General features: G+C 41.4%; 17 protein-coding genes. 8 read left to right on the top strand and 9 right to left on the bottom strand.

The window, feature by feature from the left end; genetic code table 11:
- Nucleotides 1-153: 153 nt before the first annotated feature.
- The 5 genes from NYE49_RS13675 to NYE49_RS13655 form a co-directional block, all read right to left on the bottom strand.
- Complete coding sequence (locus tag NYE49_RS13675; RefSeq protein ID WP_015483489.1) at nt 154-444, bottom strand: YrhK family protein; 291 nt, start codon at nt 442-444, stop codon at nt 154-156.
- A gap of 201 nt (nt 445-645) precedes the next feature.
- Nucleotides 646-2,550 (bottom strand): peptidoglycan O-acetyltransferase OatA, encoded by a 1,905-nt coding sequence (oatA, locus tag NYE49_RS13670; RefSeq protein WP_047182944.1) that lies wholly within the window; start codon nt 2,548-2,550, stop codon nt 646-648.
- Nucleotides 2,551-2,660: 110 nt separating this feature from the next.
- Nucleotides 2,661-3,518: an anti-sigma-V factor RsiV gene (gene rsiV, locus NYE49_RS13665; RefSeq protein ID WP_015384210.1), complete on the bottom strand. Its 858-nt coding sequence runs from the start codon at nt 3,516-3,518 to the stop codon at nt 2,661-2,663.
- Nucleotides 3,518-4,018: an RNA polymerase sigma factor SigV gene (sigV, locus tag NYE49_RS13660; RefSeq protein ID WP_004398891.1), complete on the bottom strand. Its 501-nt coding sequence runs from the start codon at nt 4,016-4,018 to the stop codon at nt 3,518-3,520. Before sigV ends, rsiV begins: the two co-directional genes overlap by 1 nt.
- A gap of 198 nt (nt 4,019-4,216) precedes the next feature.
- The gene (locus NYE49_RS13655) at nt 4,217-5,044 is read right to left on the bottom strand and encodes a TrmB family transcriptional regulator (protein ID WP_015483488.1); all 828 of its coding nucleotides are present in this window, start codon (nt 5,042-5,044) and stop codon (nt 4,217-4,219) included.
- A gap of 153 nt (nt 5,045-5,197) precedes the next feature.
- Between NYE49_RS13655 and NYE49_RS13650 the strand changes: the two genes are divergently transcribed.
- Nucleotides 5,198-5,830, top strand: coding sequence for a LysE family transporter (locus tag NYE49_RS13650; protein ID WP_014477480.1), 633 nt, complete (start codon nt 5,198-5,200; stop codon nt 5,828-5,830).
- Nucleotides 5,831-5,926: 96 nt separating this feature from the next.
- On the opposite strand, the gene NYE49_RS13645 is transcribed toward NYE49_RS13650, so the two are convergent.
- Both NYE49_RS13645 and NYE49_RS13640 read right to left on the bottom strand, forming a co-directional pair.
- Entirely contained in the window at nt 5,927-7,315 is a 1,389-nt protein-coding gene (locus tag NYE49_RS13645) for an amino acid permease (protein WP_015483487.1), read from the bottom strand.
- Nucleotides 7,316-7,353: 38 nt separating this feature from the next.
- Complete coding sequence (locus tag NYE49_RS13640) at nt 7,354-7,494, bottom strand: hypothetical protein (protein WP_121517033.1); 141 nt, start codon at nt 7,492-7,494, stop codon at nt 7,354-7,356.
- Nucleotides 7,495-8,045: 551 nt separating this feature from the next.
- Here NYE49_RS13640 and levR point away from each other — a divergent pair.
- From levR to sacC, 7 genes are all read left to right on the top strand, one after another.
- A complete protein-coding gene (levR, locus tag NYE49_RS13635; protein ID WP_342410311.1) occupies nt 8,046-10,853 on the top strand; it encodes a transcriptional regulator LevR in 2,808 nt (935 codons plus the stop codon).
- Between the two features lie 189 nt (nt 10,854-11,042).
- Nucleotides 11,043-11,483, top strand: a complete 441-nt coding sequence (gene levD / locus NYE49_RS13630) for a PTS fructose transporter subunit IIA (RefSeq protein ID WP_003246144.1) — start codon at nt 11,043-11,045, stop codon at nt 11,481-11,483.
- Nucleotides 11,483-11,971 (top strand): PTS fructose transporter subunit IIB, encoded by a 489-nt coding sequence (levE, locus tag NYE49_RS13625; protein WP_004399158.1) that lies wholly within the window; start codon nt 11,483-11,485, stop codon nt 11,969-11,971. Before levD ends, levE begins: the two co-directional genes overlap by 1 nt.
- Before the next feature lie 16 nt (nt 11,972-11,987).
- A complete protein-coding gene (gene levF / locus NYE49_RS13620) occupies nt 11,988-12,794 on the top strand; it encodes a PTS fructose transporter subunit IIC (protein ID WP_014477476.1) in 807 nt (268 codons plus the stop codon).
- 21 nt (nt 12,795-12,815) lie between these two features.
- On the top strand, nt 12,816-13,643 hold the full coding sequence (gene levG / locus NYE49_RS13615; RefSeq protein WP_047182942.1) for a PTS fructose transporter subunit IID: 828 nt from the start codon (nt 12,816-12,818) through the stop codon (nt 13,641-13,643).
- A 116-nt stretch (nt 13,644-13,759) separates the two neighbouring features.
- On the top strand, nt 13,760-13,891 hold the full coding sequence (locus NYE49_RS13610) for a hypothetical protein (protein WP_223497671.1): 132 nt from the start codon (nt 13,760-13,762) through the stop codon (nt 13,889-13,891).
- Nucleotides 13,830-15,833, top strand: coding sequence for a levanase (gene sacC / locus NYE49_RS13605; protein ID WP_250540426.1), 2,004 nt, complete (start codon nt 13,830-13,832; stop codon nt 15,831-15,833). The genes NYE49_RS13610 and sacC overlap by 62 nt, the downstream gene beginning before the upstream one ends.
- 41 nt (nt 15,834-15,874) lie before the next feature.
- Here the strand turns inward: sacC and yraA are convergent, their stop codons facing one another.
- Together yraA and adhA are read right to left on the bottom strand one after the other, a co-directional pair.
- On the bottom strand, nt 15,875-16,384 hold the full coding sequence (gene yraA / locus NYE49_RS13600; RefSeq protein WP_003229836.1) for a cysteine protease YraA: 510 nt from the start codon (nt 16,382-16,384) through the stop codon (nt 15,875-15,877).
- 132 nt (nt 16,385-16,516) lie between these two features.
- Complete coding sequence (gene adhA / locus NYE49_RS13595; RefSeq protein ID WP_047182940.1) at nt 16,517-17,566, bottom strand: formaldehyde dehydrogenase AdhA; 1,050 nt, start codon at nt 17,564-17,566, stop codon at nt 16,517-16,519.
- Between the last annotated feature and the right edge of the window lie 28 nt (nt 17,567-17,594).

Genomic DNA, 17,594 nt, shown 5'->3' with positions numbered 1-17,594 from the left:
AGGGAGTATCGCGCCGGTCTTATTGTTAATATCGGCAAACAGGGACGAAAGTTTATGTTTTTTGCCTTATTTTTAAAAATAAATAGTCTTAAAGTCTCGTTTATTGCAATTTTAACATCATTTTTTTGCATTTTATCTTGTGATTCCTCGAGATCAGTCATCTGTTGAAGATTGATGCTTGAATTGCTGTTCCACATGCTTACGGTAATGAAAGTCATGAATCAGCCGGATCGTGGGCCTGATTAACAGCAGCAAGCTTCCGATCGCAAACAGCCAAATCCCTGCCGACATTAATCGGTCATAAAAAAAGAAAAAGCTCCCGACGAGAAACAAAGCACCAATAATAAAATCGTTTACTGTATAAAGAATCTTATATCGTTTTTTGAAAAAAAGCTCATATCGTTTCAGCTCTTTTTGGATGTCACGTTCTTCATTTACTGTCACCATCATCCCTCCATTCTATTTTGGCTTACCCTTACGTAAACGGAATGTAAACATAAGGGCTGCCTTGCTGAAAGGAGACATAATCAACGATTTTAAGCAGTTAGAATACTCTTCTGTTTGAATGTTTAGTTATAGTCGCAAGATCTTCCTTCAAAAACCAGAGGCAATTAGTAAAAAAGAGATCCCATAGAATCTCTTTTTTTACGATTTCATCGCCTGAACAATAAGAGCAGTCAAAGTTTTTGCCCCTTTAGGAATCAAGTGAACACCATCAGGGGTAAAATATTCTGGATGCTGAAGAGCTTCTGTATGCCAGTCAACTAACGTAACATTTTGATGTGCGCTTGCCTGGTGTTGTAAAGACTCATTAACCTTGCTTTCCCATTGGCGGGGAACCCGTGTATTGACAAGATAGATATGAGCTTTTGAGAAAGATTGAAGCAGTTGTTCGATTTGGCTGTTTGTAAAGTAGCCATTGGTTCCAAGCTCAATGATGACAGCCTTGTTCGGCTGATTAAAAGACTTGTACTCCCTTGCGAGTTCCAAAGCTTGAGACATTTGTCTTCCTACCTTTCCATCAATCGTCACATTTGAAAATGACTGACGCAGGTGTGAAGAAATATCAAGCATGACGGAATCTCCTATAGCTAAAACTTCTTTCGCAGTGTCTGCTGGTTTTTTCTGCTGTTGGGATTGCGTGTCTTTCTTTTTATGAGTCTCTTGCCCACTATCTTTGTTTTCCTTTTGACGTTGATCCGATTCTGTTGTCTTTTGTTCAGGATAGTGTTTTTTATTTGCTGCAGCGTTCTTTTTATCCCCAGAAGCCTGGCTGGAGTCAGCATTTGTTTCTTGTGAGCTATAGGTCCATTTGGTAGGGTGCTTTTGCTCGCCGGCTAGCCCTGACAGCCCGCCTGCAAAAATAAGTATAGCGAAAATAATGAAACCAATTGACAGTTTGCTGATGACAGATGTCGTTTTCCATTCCTTGATTCTATGTATAAAAACACGGCGGAAAAATGACCTAAACCCCTGTGTCCGTATCGGCTTCTCAATAAAATGATAGGAAAGCTCGGCAAGTATACATGTCAAAATGACCTTTAGCACGATATGCCAAAAAACAGGGTTTCCGATTTCTTGAACTGGCGTGCTTAACACAATAACAGGGTAGTGCCAAAGATAAATTCCGTAAGACCTCGTTCCAAGCCACCGAAGCGGCCTCCATGAAAGCAGATTGCCTAAAAAGCTGCTCGGATGGCAAACACATGCAATAAGGATTGCGGCAGTCACGCTAATGAATAGCATTCCGCCTCTGTAAAGAAAAGGCTCGTATTCATCTGTGAAATAGACACACAACACTAAAATACAAAATGCCGAAAATTCAGTGGCGTGCAAAGTGTGCTTCAGTTTGCTTGGCAGCCTGTTGGAAGACAGCCTTTTCATCGGCCATACCAAAGCCAAGGCACATCCGATGAAAAGTCCAAACGAACGAGTGTCTGTGCCATAGTAAACGCGGCTCGGATCTCCGCCAGGTTCATACAGTACGCTCATCATCACGGCTGAACAAAGCGCAAGCAATGATATCACCGCAGCCAATCTGGCGCGGCTTTTCATTATGTACATTCCAACAACTAAGAACATCGGCCATATGATATAAAATTGTTCTTCAATCGCCAGCGACCAAAGGTTTTTTAGAGGTGATGGGGAACCGAAACTATCAAAATATGATAGCTTGTGAAAAATAAACCACCAATTGCTCATATAAAAGAGAGAAGAGATCGCATCTCCACGTAGAGTGTGCAATAGTTCTCGATCAAACAATACGACCCACACAACAGTGGAAAAGATCATAAGGTACGCTGCCGGCAGAAGCCGCCGAATGCGGCGCACCCAAAAGTCCCGAAAATCAAGATTGATATCATTTCCATATGCCGGTAATAGAATAGATGTAATCAAATATCCGGATAAAACAAAAAAGATATCAACTCCGATAAAACCTCCGTTAGCCCAATTGAAATTTAGATGATAAGCGATAACTGACAGGACGGCGAAAGCGCGAAGGCCATCAAGTCCAGGGATGTATCGATGATGCTGTGTCTTGTGATACATGGGTATTCCTCCAATAGTATGCAAATATTCTCGTTGTTTTTGATAGCGAGGTTACGACCTCGAATAGAGAAGAGAGAAAACATCCATGATCTTAGATGGATGTTTTTATTTTATCGAATATAACGTTCTCCCACGAGCAAGTTTGAAATGACGCTGGTTGGAATTGTAAACTCGGTAACGCCCATATAGCCGGGGGCGACTTCATATTCGTCAAATGAGATCACAAGTTTATGGTCTTCAGTAATGTAAAACGTCTGATCAGGAAGAATCGTTTTGAACGGTTCTGCATCTTCGTCAGTGAGCCAATATATTTTATTTGGATCTTCCTTCATTTGCTGTTTCATTTGTTCTTTGATGTTTTGACTGATGACTTTGATATAGCGCTCATCTTTGAATAAGCTTTTTAATGTAAGTAAAATATCATTCTTTTTGTCAATTGTAATATAACGGCTTTGTGTGTAGGAAGATGCTTGTGTTTTTTCAATATTGCGCCGGATAGAGAGTAAATCTGGCGTGTCTGTGACCGTCTCGTAATCACTGTAGATGCTGAGATGCCCTTTTTTGTTTTTGGATGTGGACTGTATAAACTCTTTATACAGCTGCTGGCTTTCTTTCAAGTATTTCTGGTTAATGCTGTTTTCAAGCTCTTTATTAGAAAGCCCGGACAAAGCAGGTGTTTTGACATCAATGCTTGATTGGTCTTTTTCCTCTTTGATTTCAATAAAGGTGATCGCTTTGACGATTTTGCCGATGACAGGGATCTTTGACATAGCCTGAGCAGCGTCAGGGTTGATATTAACAAGCGCAGTGAATAAAATAGCTGCAGCGATTGCTGCTGATGTCGGCCACATGACGATTCTTTTCTTTTTTGGTTCTTGCTGAAGGGCTTTTTCAACAATGATATCCAATTCTTTAGGAATCTGAACATTTTTATATTCTTCTCTTAATTGCTGTAATCTCTTATCCATTAAGAAAGATCCTCCTTCGTCAACTGAATGCGCATCAGCTTCAATGCTCTGTATAGGCGCGTTTTGACGGTATTCGTGTTTTCTCCTGTAATTTCCGCAATTTCTTCTAATTTGAGGTCTTCAAAAAAGCGTAAAATAATAATGGTTTTATAGCGGTACGGCAATTCGTCAAGCGCTTCATGGAGATCAGTATCCTTGTAATGGTCTTCCTTTCCTTTGCTTAAAAATTCTATCGTTTCGTCGTCCATCACTCTTATCTTTTTTTGTTTGCGCAAAAAATCAATGGCTGTCCGTACTAAAATTTTATAAAACCAGCTTTTTATCGTCTCAGGGTTTCTGACCGTTTCAACTGAGCTCAGCGCTTTTTTTATAGATTCCTGAACAATATCTAATGCGTCATCTTGATTTTTTACATAACTGAAAGCCAACCTGTAGAAATCTTGCTTATGGTCAGTTATACATGTGACAAGCAACGCTTTTGTTGTTTGTTTTTTCTTCATTGCAATAAAGGGCTCCTTTTTGAATATACGTATATCGTAGGCTGTTACCTAGGATAGACGCGGCAGGCTGAAAAATAGTTTGCGCAGAATTGCATTTTTTTAAAAGAGAGAAGTAAATCAGCAAGGGGGAGTTTTATGCATAAAAAAACACGGCTTGTTTTGTACAAGCCATGTTTTTGGGGTAAGAGATGCGAAACATTATTCCAAATAATGTTTTTTGAAATCTGAATGGATAGAAAATTTACGGCGCAACTGGATGAGATTTTTCCCGAAGCTCTCTTCTAAAAGCTCTCTATGCTTTTTCAGAATTTCCATGAGGTACAGATCATGAATGATCACTTCAGTAATAGGCATGACTAAACCTACATGCATCGTCCATGCAGCACGGCTGTCGTTGCCAAGTGAGACAATGCCCGCTACTACTTCTGAATCATCTCCGCTATAGACAAGCCACCGTCCGTCATACTCTTCTGTAATTTCACTGCTCATATCATGAAGGTAAACATTGGCAAAATCAGATACGATGTCTCCGTACGCAATAATGGTGACAATAACGCCTTGATCTGCCGCATGTTTGAGCTCTGATTCTATCTCCTCAAAATCCTCTTTCCATATTTCTAAGAGGATTCTTTTTTTGGCAGATAAGATACAAGCCTTCACCTTTTCAAGAATTTCACTGCGGCCGGTGATATTCCAGATGTTTTCCCGGTCATTTGCGGTCTCCTCGAACTTTTCAAAATATTTCTCAGCCTGATCAAAATGCTCTTCCGCTTTGAGCCGGCGGTTTTTAATCAGTTCTTTTGCGGGGACTGGAACATACTGAGGCGTATTTCCATGACTGACAAAAACATCTCCCCTTATGACAAGGCTTTCCAAGACTTCATAAATTTTAGAACGGGGAACTCCGGATTTTTTGGCAACGGCATAGCCTGTTAAAGGTGATTCTTGCAATAATGCCAAATACGCTTTCGATTCATATTCTGTAAAATTGAGGTTTTTTAAAATGTCTAACATATTTTCTTTCATATATCCTCCAATATAAAGAGCAATCGCTGCCTTTGTAATCGCTATTTTAACAAACCATATTGATTTATTCCAAACTGATTGATACACTTTTATAAGTAGTTACTTTTGTAGTCACTAAATTATTGAGGGGATTTTTTAAAGGGGGAGAGAACAGTGCACAGCTTACTCGCATACATACCAATCGCTGCCATGATGGTTATCATGCCGGGGGCAGATACGATGCTTGTGATGAAAAATACGCTTAGGTATGGTCCGAAAGCCGGCCGTTATAACATTCTCGGATTGGCAACAGGACTTTCCTTTTGGACGGTGATTGCCATTTTAGGGTTATCAGTGGTGATCGCAAAGTCAGTGATTCTTTTCACAACGATCAAATATTTGGGAGCGGCATACTTAATTTATTTAGGTGTAAAAAGTTTTTTTGCTAAAAGTATGTTTTCGTTAGATGACATGCAATCCCAAGCAAAAAATATGGCAAGTTCTCCGAAACGGTATTATAAAACTTCCTTTATGCAGGGTTCACTCAGTAACATTCTCAATCCTAAAACTGTTTTGGTGTATGTTACAATCATGCCCCAATTTATCAATTTGAACGGAAATATAAACCAGCAGCTCATCATTTTAGCTTCAATCCTAACCTTATTAGCGGTGTTGTGGTTTCTGTTTCTTGTTTATATTATTGATTACGCGAAAAAATGGATGAAAAACTCGAAGTTCCAGAAAGTGTTTCAAAAAATTACCGGAATAATATTAGTAGGTTTCGGCATCAAAACTGGTTTGAGTTAACACTTAAATGAAGTGAATGAAATTTGAAACCAAAGTTTAATTTAGTGTTTGGCCCTATAAAAAAGACAAGGGAGTGAGTATCCCTTGTCTTTTTTTTTATTTCATCTTATGTCCTCTGCGGGTTTGCACCTTATACAAAATAATCAATAAAACAAACCAGACCGGGGTTACAAACAAAGCAATACGTGTATCATTCGCCAGTGCCAATATGACAAGAATGAACGCGAGAAATGCAAGTGTTAAATAGTTGGATAATGGGTAAAAAGGCATTTTAAATTTGTTTGCTTTCGCTTCATGCTGCCTTGTTTTTCGATATTTCAAATGGCAAATCACCGTGATGCCCCAAATAAAAATGAAGCATATTGTAGAAACACTTGTAATCAGTGTGAAGACTTGCTCGGGCATTAAATAATTCAGACTAACGCCAATCAGAATGGCGACGGATGAAAAGAACAGCGCATTGCTTGGCACGTTAGAAGAAGTTAATTTCTTTAATAGTCCAGGTGCGTGATGATCCTTTGCAAGTGAATAGACCATTCGGCTTGTGCTGAATAAAGCGCTATTTGCAGCTGACGCGGCTGATGTTAATACAACAAAATTGATCAAACTGGCAGCCACAACGATGCCTACTGCAGAGAAGACCTGAACAAATGGGCTTTCGTTTGGATTCAACACATTCCAAGGATAGATACACATAATCACGAAAAGTGCGCCAACATAAAAAAGTAAAATCCGGACAGGGATTTGATTGATGGCTTTAGGGATCACTTTTTGGGGATTTTCTGTTTCACCTGCTGTCAGCCCAACAAGTTCAATACCCACGAAAGCGAAGACGACCATTTGGAACGATAGGATAAACCCATGCCATCCATTTGGGAACATGCCGCCGTGGCTCCAAAGGTTGGTGAGGCTGGCAGGGCCGGAAGCTGCGGAAAAACCTTTCGCAATCAGGAAAATACCAGTTACGATCAGAGCCAGTATGGCAATGACTTTGATCAATGCAAACCAAAATTCTAATTCTCCGAAAAGTTTAACGGTGGCAAGGTTCATGATCAGCAGGATAATAAGCGCAAGAAGACCCGGCAGCCATTGAGGCACATCGGGAAGCCAATATTGCGTATAAATGCCAACCGCCGTTAAATCAGCCATCGCGAGGGAAATCCAACAGAACCAGTAGGTCCACCCAGTGATAAACGCTGCCATGTTTCCTAAATAGTCCCTTACAAAATCAACAAAAGAGTGGTATCCCGCATTTGATAAGAGCAGTTCTCCGAGCGAACGCATAATGAAAAAGCAAAATACGCCGGTGATCAAGTAAGCAAATAAAATGGATGGTCCTGCAAAATGGATGGATTTACCTGAACCTAAAAATAAACCTGTACCGATTGCACCCCCAATCGCCATTAATTGTATATGCCTGTTTTTAAGGCCTCTAGACAATTTCTGTTGCTGGCCAAAATTGTCTTTGCTAGAATTGCCTATCAATTTTATTTTCCTCCAGTAATAAAAAGATGAGTAAAGTTTTATCGGATATTATAACATTTAAAAGAATAGATACTTTTATTTTTAAATTTTAAAACTATTTTAAGTGCTGTTACATGTCTTCTGGCTCTATTTTTCACTCGTGATTCTACCTGAATAGCAGAGTAAAACAGGAAAGTCATTTGGACAATCTGACAGACTAGATCGGTAACGATTTGTATAATTGCATACCCACTATGATTGAGGCCTGCAGGGGGGATCAAATCGAGAGAATCGAAGATAAAGTTTTTAAGCTTACAGATTCCTTAACCTTCAAGGTGGATTGCAAAAATGACGAAGTTTTGCAAATTGTAATACTGCGGCGGTCACATAGAGTGTCCGTCTTTTTAGTTGTGAACGAACTTAAGGGGTTATATTTAGGTAATTTGTCCTGATCTATAAGATTCATTTTTTGGCATTGATGATTTTGACATCATTACATTCCCCAAGAATGATAAACTGTTTACTGATTATTACTTTTGAAGGGGACTGGCCCTCAAGAACTGCGAATCTATCATACTAATATGAGATGCAAATGATTCAAAATGTAAACATATACGCATAAAAGCCAGCTTTGTCAATCTGCTATAGAGACCTTTTTAAACGTGTATCAGCAGATAATCTCAACGCGGACTATAAAGTTTCGAAATATTCTTGTTAATGGCTTATCTAATAAGGACAAAGGATGATAGACGTGAGAAGAAAAGATAAAATATACCATCAGCTCATGCATAATTTTCATGATTCAACCTTAGATCATCTTTTAAAAATACAAGGGAATTCAGCAAAGGAAATTGCCGAGCAGCTGAAAATGGAGCGGTCCAATGTCAGCTTTGAATTGAACAATCTCGTCCGGTCCAAAAAGGTCATCAAAATTAAAACGTTTCCTGTAAGATACATCCCAGTCGAGATAGCAGAAAAATTATTCAACAAGAAATGGGATACAGAGATGATGGAAGTGAAAGACCTTCAGGCGTTTTCCGGAAATTCAAAGCAAAATCATCAACACATTTCCACGAATCCCTTAGAGCTTATGATAGGGGCAAAAGGGAGTTTGAAGAAAGCGATCTCCCAGGCAAAAGCAGCTGTCTTTTATCCGCCGAACGGTCTGCATATGCTCCTCCTAGGGCCGACTGGTTCCGGTAAATCCCTTTTTGCGAACCGAATTTACCAGTTTGCCATTTACTCTGACATATTGAAGGCCGGCGCACCATTTATTACATTTAACTGTGCAGACTACTACAACAACCCTCAATTATTGCTTTCTCAATTATTCGGACACAAAAAAGGTTCATTTACAGGTGCTGCCGAGGATAAGGCAGGTTTAGTCGAACAAGCCAATGGGGGCATTCTTTTTATGGATGAAATCCACCGTCTCCCTCCCGAGGGACAAGAAATGCTGTTTTATTTTATTGACAGCGGTTCTTATAACAGGCTTGGAGAATCTGAACATAAACGAACATCGAATGTATTGTTTATTTGTGCGACTACAGAAAATCCGAGTTCTGCACTATTGAAAACATTTTTGCGAAGAATCCCAATGACCATTCATATTCCTTCGCTTGAAGAACGATCGCTTAAAGAAAGAGTAGATTTGACGACGTTTTTATTAGGGAAAGAAGCAGAGCGAATTAAGAAGAATCTGAGTGTGCATATCGATGTCTATAATGCGCTTATTCATTCTGCGAAATTTGGGAATGTCGGACAGCTGAAATCAAATGTCCAGTTAGTTTGCGCACACGGATTTTTGCATAGCCTTGACAGAAATGAGGTTATTGAACTGACTGTTCGCGATCTGCCTGATGAAATCAAGCAAGAATGGATGTCCAGCAGCAAAAACATGCAAAGAAGCAAAGCCATTTCTGAATATGTCAATATTACAACGATTATCTCTCCGATTGTAGAAGATGAAACAACAAAAATTGACGAAGACCTCTCATTTAACTTATATCATTTGATTGAGGAAAAAGTGAAAACGCTTATGAAAGAAGGTTTATCCAAAAAGGATATTAACCAATACATCTTGACTGATGTCCATTTGCATGTCAGAAGTTTTTTTCACCATCAAGCTTTTCAAAAAGACAACCTGCTGACATTCGTTGAAGATGATGTGATTCAAATGACAAAACAGTTAAAAGAAATAGCTGAACATGAGCTGGATTGCACATTTGACCGTAAGTTTATTTATTTCTTGAGTATGCATATTGACGCATTTTTAAAGCGAGGAAAGCAAATTGATGTTTTGAATACACAGGAGACGGATGAAATTCGTGATACTCATGTGAAAGAATATCGGGTGGCGATGATTTTTAAAGATAAAATTCAGGAATATTTTAAAGTGGCTATTCCTGAAATAGAAGTCATCTACTTAACGATGTTAATCCATTCCATCAAATCGTTAAAGGAGAACAAAAGAGTCGGTATCATCGTGGCTGCTCATGGAAACAGCACGGCGAGTTCAATGGTTGAAGTCGCGACAGAACTGCTAGGGAGCACGCCGATTGCAGCAGTTGACATGCCGCTTTCTGTTTCACCTTCGGACATTATTGAATGCGTAGCGGAAAAAATGAAACAGGTTGATGAAGGTGAAGGTGTTTTAATGCTGGTAGATATGGGGTCGCTTGCAATGATGGAAAGCAGGCTGGAGGAAAAGACAGGCATTTCCATCAAAACGATCAGCAATGTTACGACTTCAATGGTGCTGGATGCTGTCAGAAAGGTAAACTATTTGAATTTAAATTTGCATGCGATCTATCAATCGGTCACGAAGGATTTTATCGAGTTGTGGGAGCGTCAGCCAGCGGCACCCGGCAAAAAGAAGGCATTGGTATCCATCTGCACGACGGGCAGCGGAACGGCCAAAAAGCTGGAAGACATTCTAACCACGATCGTAAACAAGGCCTCCGATACCCCGATTCACATATTGACCGTATCATCGATTAAGCTGGCCAACAGCATAAAAGAAATCGAAAAAGAGTATGAAATCCTTGCGACAGTCGGAACGAAAGACCCTAAAATCAATGCTCCGCATGTATCTTTAGAAGTGTTAATTGAAGGGGAGGGAGAGAAGCTGATTCAACAGGCGATTACAAAAGGAAGCATCCCCTTGAGCAATGGATTGAACGAAGCAAATATTATTGTCAGGGAGCTTTGCGAGGATAGTCTGAAAAAATACCTTGTCTTCTTGAATCCTCATCATGTGATCGAAATGTTATTGGAGTGGCTGCAAACCGTTCAAGATGAGCTGGGAGTCATTTTCAATAATGCGGTTTTGATCAAAGTCATTATGCACACGGCTTTCGCCTTTGAAAGGGTAATTAAGCAGAATCCGATCGCTTTCTCGGAGGAAGAAGAGATCAATGATCAGCTGAAGGAAATGGTGTACGTGACAGGGCGAACATTAGCCCCTTATGAAGAAAAGCTCGGACTTCGCATAAGTGATGATGAAAAATTATTTATAGCCGCCATATTTGCTGAAGAAGTGCATGGCCAGCTGTTTTAAAAATAGTTTTTTTATATGAACCTGTATTAAATGGAACACCATTTTAATACAGGTTTATTTTTTTCGTTTTAAGTGTTTCAACAACAAATTGCTATTGGCTGAAATAACAATGAAAACGCTTAACACAACTGTGTTGGCACGATCCTTGCATTATATATGGATGTACAAAACAGGAAAGGAGCAATAGATATGATTTCAGTTATTATCAGCGGTCATGGAGATTTCCCCATAGCATTAAAAGAATCTTCAGGGATGATATTCGGTGAAGAAAATAACCTGATTGCAGTGCCGTTTTTTAAAGGGGAAGGAATACAAACGTTGCAAGAAAAATATCATCAGGCGCTCAAGGATATCCCGGAAGAACATGAAGTGCTTTTTTTAGTCGATATTTTTGGAGGGACGCCATATAACGCGGCAGCTTCCTTTATTGCTGAGGATCAAAGAATGGATATGGCAGCCGGCGTAAACCTGCCGATTCTGCTGGAGGTATTAAGCCTGAGAGAACATCTGGCTCTCAAAGATTTGCTGAACAACTTAAAAGCAATGAGTCAGCAAAGCTTTCAAGTGTGCAGTGAACATTTAGAAAAAGTAAAAACAGCCAATCAAGATACAAGAGAGGATGAATTATGATGAACATTGTGTTAGCAAGAATTGATGACCGCTTTATTCACGGCCAAATCCTGACAAGGTGGATAAAAGTCCATGCAGCCGACCGAATCATCGTTGTCTCCGACGATATTGCTCAGGACGAAATGAGAAAAACGCTGATCCTTTCTGTTGCGCCTTCAAATGTAAAGGCGAGTGCCGTCTCGGTTTCTAAAATGGCAAAAGCATTTCATAGTCCGCGCTACGAAGGGGTAACGGCAATGCTCTTGTTTGAAAATCCGTCCGATATTGTATCTCTTATAGAAGCAGGTGTACCGATCAAAACCGTAAACGTGGGGGGAATGCGTTTTGAAAATCATCGCAGGCAAATCACAAAATCAGTCAGTGTCACAGAACAAGATATAAAGGCATTTGAAACATTAAGTGACAAGGGCGTGAAACTGGAATTGAGGCAGCTGCCTTCAGATGCCAGTGAGGATTTTGTACAGATTTTACGGAACGTAACAAAATAATCAAGGGGATGAGAATATGTCTTCATTACAAATTATTTTGTTGTTAATCATTGCAGCAATCACCGGAATCGCAAGTGTATTGGATGAAGGGCAGACACACCGTCCGCTTGTGGCCTGTACGTTGGTTGGCTTGGTGCTCGGGGACTTAAAAACGGGAATTATTCTTGGAGGCACACTGGAGCTGATGGCGCTCGGCTGGATGAACGTCGGGCTTGCCATGGCACCTGATACAGCGATCGCCTCTGTCATCTCAACCATTTTAGTTATTACCGCTGATCAGGGAATTGGCGAAGGGATTGCTGTCGCTGTTGCTTTAGCAGCTGCGGGTCAGGCGCTGACGATTTTTGTTCGGACGATCACTGTCTTTTTCATCCACCGCGCTGATCAATATGCAAAAGCGGGAAATATAAAAGGAATTGAAATTATGCATATTACCGCGATGGTGTTTCAAGCTTTGCGCGTCATGATTCCTACATTGATTGTTGCTTTAATTAGTGTCAGCGCTGTTCAGGCGTTCTTGGGAAATATTCCTGATGTCATTACAAAAGGACTGCAAATAGGCGGAGGCATTATTGTGGTTGTCGGGTATGCCATGGTGATCAATATGATGAATATTCCTTATTTAAAGCCATTTTTCTATATTGGTTTCTTATTAGCGGCGTTTACCGATTTTAACTTAGTGGGATTTGGAGCCCTTGGTCTCTGTCTGGCGCTTTTATACCAGCAGGTGATGCAAAAACAAAGCGCTCATGGAGCAGTCGCGGCCGCATCAGACAGTGGCAGTGTTGCTGTTTATGATGACGATGATGATCTTGATGCCTAAACGATGAGGGGGGAAGAAAAAATGGAGAAAGAAAAACGATTAACGAAAAAAGAAATTTTCAGCATGTTTATTCGTTCAAATTTTTTACTCGGTTCCTTTAACTTCGAACGTGTGCAGGCAATGGGATATTGTTATGTCATGATACCGGCGATCAAAAAATTGTACGGTCCCGGAGCGAAAAGAAACGAAGCCTTGCAGCGGCATTTGGAATGGTTTAATACACATCCGTGGCTGACAGCGCCTATATTTGGCGTGACGGCAGCCATGGAAGAAGAAATGGCGAACAATAAAGGAATTGACGAAAAAGCGATAAGCGGAATGAAAATTGGTTTGATGGGACCAATAGCGGGCGTAGGCGACCCGATTTTCTGGGGAACGATTCGTCCTGTCTTAGCTGCGCTAGGAGCCTCCCTTGCTTTAGGAGGAAACATTGCCGGTCCTTTGCTATTCTTTTTCTTGCTGAATGCCATAAGATTAAGCACAAAATATTACGGATTAAAGTATGGCTATGTGAAAGGAATGGAGATTCTTCAGGATTTAGCGGGGAATCGCATTCAAAAGCTTACAGAGGGCGCTTCGATTCTCGGATTATTTGTTATGGGGGCTCTCGTGTCCAAATGGACCACCATCAACATTCCAATCGTTGTATCCAGGATTAAGGATGAAAGCGGAAAAGTAGATGTTCAAACTGTACAAAACGTGTTAGACAGCATTATGCCGGGTGCGCTGCCTCTCGGATTAACGTTATTGGTGGCATGGATGCTTCGCAAAGGGGTGAATCCTCTTCTCATTATTTGCGGCATCTTTGTCATCGGGATTCTCGGGTATTGGGCTGGATTCTTAGCATAAGCTGTGTGAAGGAAAAAGAGAGAAACTGCAGCAGTCTTTTCATATATAAATCATTCGGATAACAGCGAAACAGAGGAGAATTGCCAGAAACGGACCAGCTTGCTTAGCAGTCTCTCTTGAAAGTGTTCAAACATGAAGAGAGGAGCGAAGGAACAAATGAAAAAGAGACTTATTCAAGTCATGATCATGTTCACCCTGCTGTTGACTATGGCATTTTCGGCAGATGCAGCCGATTCAAGCTACTATGATGAGGATTACCGTCCTCAATACCACTTCACACCAGAGGCAAACTGGATGAATGACCCAAACGGAATGGTATATTATGCCGGGGAATATCACTTGTTCTATCAATACCATCCATACGGGCTTCAGTGGGGGCCCATGCATTGGGGGCATGCCGTCAGCAAAGATTTGGTTACATGGGAACACCTTCCTGTTGCGCTGTATCCGGATGAAAAAGGCACGATCTTTTCTGGAAGCGCAGTTGTAGATAAAAATAACACTAGCGGTTTTCAAACAGGCAAAGAGAGGCCGCTTGTGGCCATTTATACACAGGATCGGGAAGGCCATCAAGTGCAAAGTATTGCCTATAGCAACGACAAAGGAAGAACATGGACGAAATACGCTGGCAACCCTGTCATTCCAAACCCGGGTAAAAAAGATTTTCGCGATCCAAAAGTCTTTTGGTATGAGAAAGAAAAAAAGTGGGTAATGGTGCTTGCGGCCGGTGACCGAATCCTCATTTATACATCAAAAAATCTGAAGCAGTGGACGTATGCAAGTGAATTTGGACAGGGTCAAGGAAGCCACGGGGGAGTATGGGAATGCCCGGATTTATTTGAGCTTCCGGTAGACGGCAATCCGAATCAAAAGAAATGGGTCATGCAGGTCAGTGTCGGAAACGGAGCGGTCTCGGGAGGATCAGGCATGCAATATTTTGTAGGGGACTTTGATGGAACTCATTTTAAAAATGAAAACCCGTCAAACAAAGTTCTCTGGACGGATTACGGCAGAGACTTTTATGCCGCTGTATCCTGGTCCGATATTCCAGCCACAGATAGTCGGAGACTATGGTTAGGGTGGATGAGCAATTGGCAATATGCGAATGATGTTCCGACATCCCCATGGAGAAGTGCAACGTCCATTCCAAGAGAGTTAAAATTGAAAGCGTTTACCGAAGGGGTTAGAGTGGTCCAAACACCAGTGAAAGAGCTGGAAACGATTCGCGGGACCTCTAAGAAGTGGAAGAATCTGACCATATCGCCTGCAAGTCATAATGTGTTAGCAGGGCAATCTGGAGATGCCTATGAAATAAATGCAGAATTTAAAGTAAGCCCTGGTTCAGCTGCTGAATTTGGTTTTAAGGTCCGAACAGGTGAAAATCAATTTACGAAGGTCGGCTATGACCGAAGGAACGCCAAATTGTTCGTTGACCGGAGCGAGTCGGGCAACGACACCTTTAATCCGGCCTTTAACACCGGAAAAGAAACAGCCCCATTGAAGCCGGTAAATGGGAAGGTTAAGATGCGCATTTTTGTTGACCGCTCCTCGGTTGAAGTATTTGGGAATGACGGAAAGCAGGTCATAACGGATATTATTCTCCCAGACCGATCAAGCAAAGGGCTTGAATTATATGCTGCAAAGGGCGGTGTAAAGGTAAAATCTTTAACCATACACCCTTTAAAAAAGGTATGGGGAACGTCACCTTTTATGTCCAATATGACTGGCTGGACGACTGTAAATGGCACGTGGGCCGACACAATTGAGGGGAAACAAGGGAGGTCGGACGGAGATTCCTTTATCTTGTCTTCAGCATCCGGGTCAGACTTCACTTATGAATCTGATATCACCATTAAGGATGGAAACGGAAGAGGGGCAGGAGCACTAATGTTTCGCTCTGACAAAGATGCCAAAAACGGTTATCTTGCCAATGTGGACGCGAAGCATGACCTGGTGAAATTCTTTAAATTTGAGAACGGTGTTGCTTCTGTCATTGCTGAATACAAAACACCGATAGACGTTAATAAAAAGTATCATCTGAAAACAGAGGCCGAGGGCGATCGCTTTAAAATCTATTTAGATGATCGTCTTGTGATTGATGCAAATGATTCCGCATTTTCAGAAGGCCAATTTGGCTTGAATGTGTGGGACGCGACTGCTGTCTTTCAGAATGTAAAGAAGGAGTCTTAATTTTAAAAAAGGCACAGACCCGAACAGTCTGTGCCTTCTCGTTATTTTAACAAATTTAAAGATTCGCGGTTAAATGCTTCCAAATCATCAGGTGTTCTGCTTGTGACAATGTTGTGGCTGACGACTACTTCTGCATCTTTGTAGTTTGCACCGGCATTGATTAAATCTTTGCGGATGCTGCGGTAGCCTGTGATATCTTTGCCTTTTAGAAGATCCGTATCAATCAGTACTTGCGGGCCGTGGCAAATTGCGAAAACAGGTTTTTTGTTTTCGACAAATGCTTTTGCGAATTCACCCGGACGGTCATCTGCACGAAGCAAATCCGGAGAGAATCCCCCAGGAATTAAAAGTGCATCAAAGTCACTTGCATCCACATCAGAGATGGCTTTGTCAATCTTTACTTTCTCGCCATGCTTACCGGTCACTTCTTTGCCGGCTTCCAAATCGATAGCTACAACACTGTAGCCAGCTTCTTCGTATGCTTTTACCGGACTTGTATATTCGATGTCTTCGAATTGGTCTGTAACAAGAACTGCAATTTTTTTGCTCATAAAAAACCCTCCTAATAACTCTCTATTCATAGAATAACAGGAAGATTGACCGGCCTTCAAAATATTTGCTTAACGAGATCGTTTTTCGTGAGTTTCAATAAAAGCGGGTCAGCCCATATAAGGACTTACCTATTACAATGTGGAAATATCAATCACAAATCGATAACGGACATCGCTTCGGAGGATACGTTCGTATGCTTCGTCCACTTGGTCAGCTCGGATGACTTCGATTTTAGGTTCGATGTCATGCTCAGCTGCGAAATCCAGCATCTCTTGAGTTTCTTGAATTCCGCCGACTAGAGAACCTGCAATGCTGCGGCGCCCCATGATTAGGGAAAACACACTGTATGTGTCCGGCTTGGCAGGAGCTCCAACGTTTACAAGTGTCCCGTCTATACGAAGCATTGATAAATAGGCATCCACATCAAGATTCGCCGATACCGTATTTAAGATCACGTCAAAACGCCCGGCCAATGCAGTGAATGTAGCTGGGTCACTTGTTGCAAAGTAATGATTTGCACCGAGTTCCAGAGCTTCTTCTTTCTTATTCATGGAACGGCTCAGGACGGTTACCTCTGCACCCATCGCATGTGCAAATTGAATCGCCAAATGTCCAAGGCCACCCACGCCTACAATCGCAACCTTTTTACCAGGGCCAACATTCCAGTGTTTCAGCGGGGAATACGTTGTGATACCTGCACACAACAGCGGACTGGCAACATCCATTTCCAAACGGTCTGGTATGCGAACAACAAATCTGTCAGTGACAACGATTTTTTGGCTGTACCCGCCATAAGTGGGGTTTCCGTCGTAGTCTACTGAGTTATACGTTTGAACAACACCCTTCGTGCAGAATTGTTCCTCTCCGTTGAGACAGTATTCGCATTCTCCGCAAGAGTCAACAAAACAGCCGACACCAACGCGGTCTCCGACAGCAAACTTGGTGACTTCTGCTCCAACGGCTGTTACGACACCGGCTATTTCATGTCCTGGCACCATTGGGAAGATGCCACCGCCCCATTCATCAAAAGCACTATGAATGTCTGAATGGCAAATACCGCTGAATTTAATATCGATTAAGACATCGTGCGGCCGTAATTCTCTTCGCTCAATCGTCGTTTGTTCAAATTTGGCTTTTGCATGTGACACGCTTAATACACGGGTTTGATGTTGAGTACACATATGAACCTTTCCTTTCTTCATCATAAGT

This window comes from Bacillus sp. FSL L8-0358, from assembly GCF_038593095.1.
In the GTDB taxonomy this organism is placed as follows: domain Bacteria; phylum Bacillota; class Bacilli; order Bacillales; family Bacillaceae; genus Bacillus; species Bacillus subtilis.
Note: the sequence above shows the minus strand (reverse complement) of the source record. Positions and strands in the feature narration are given on the sequence as shown.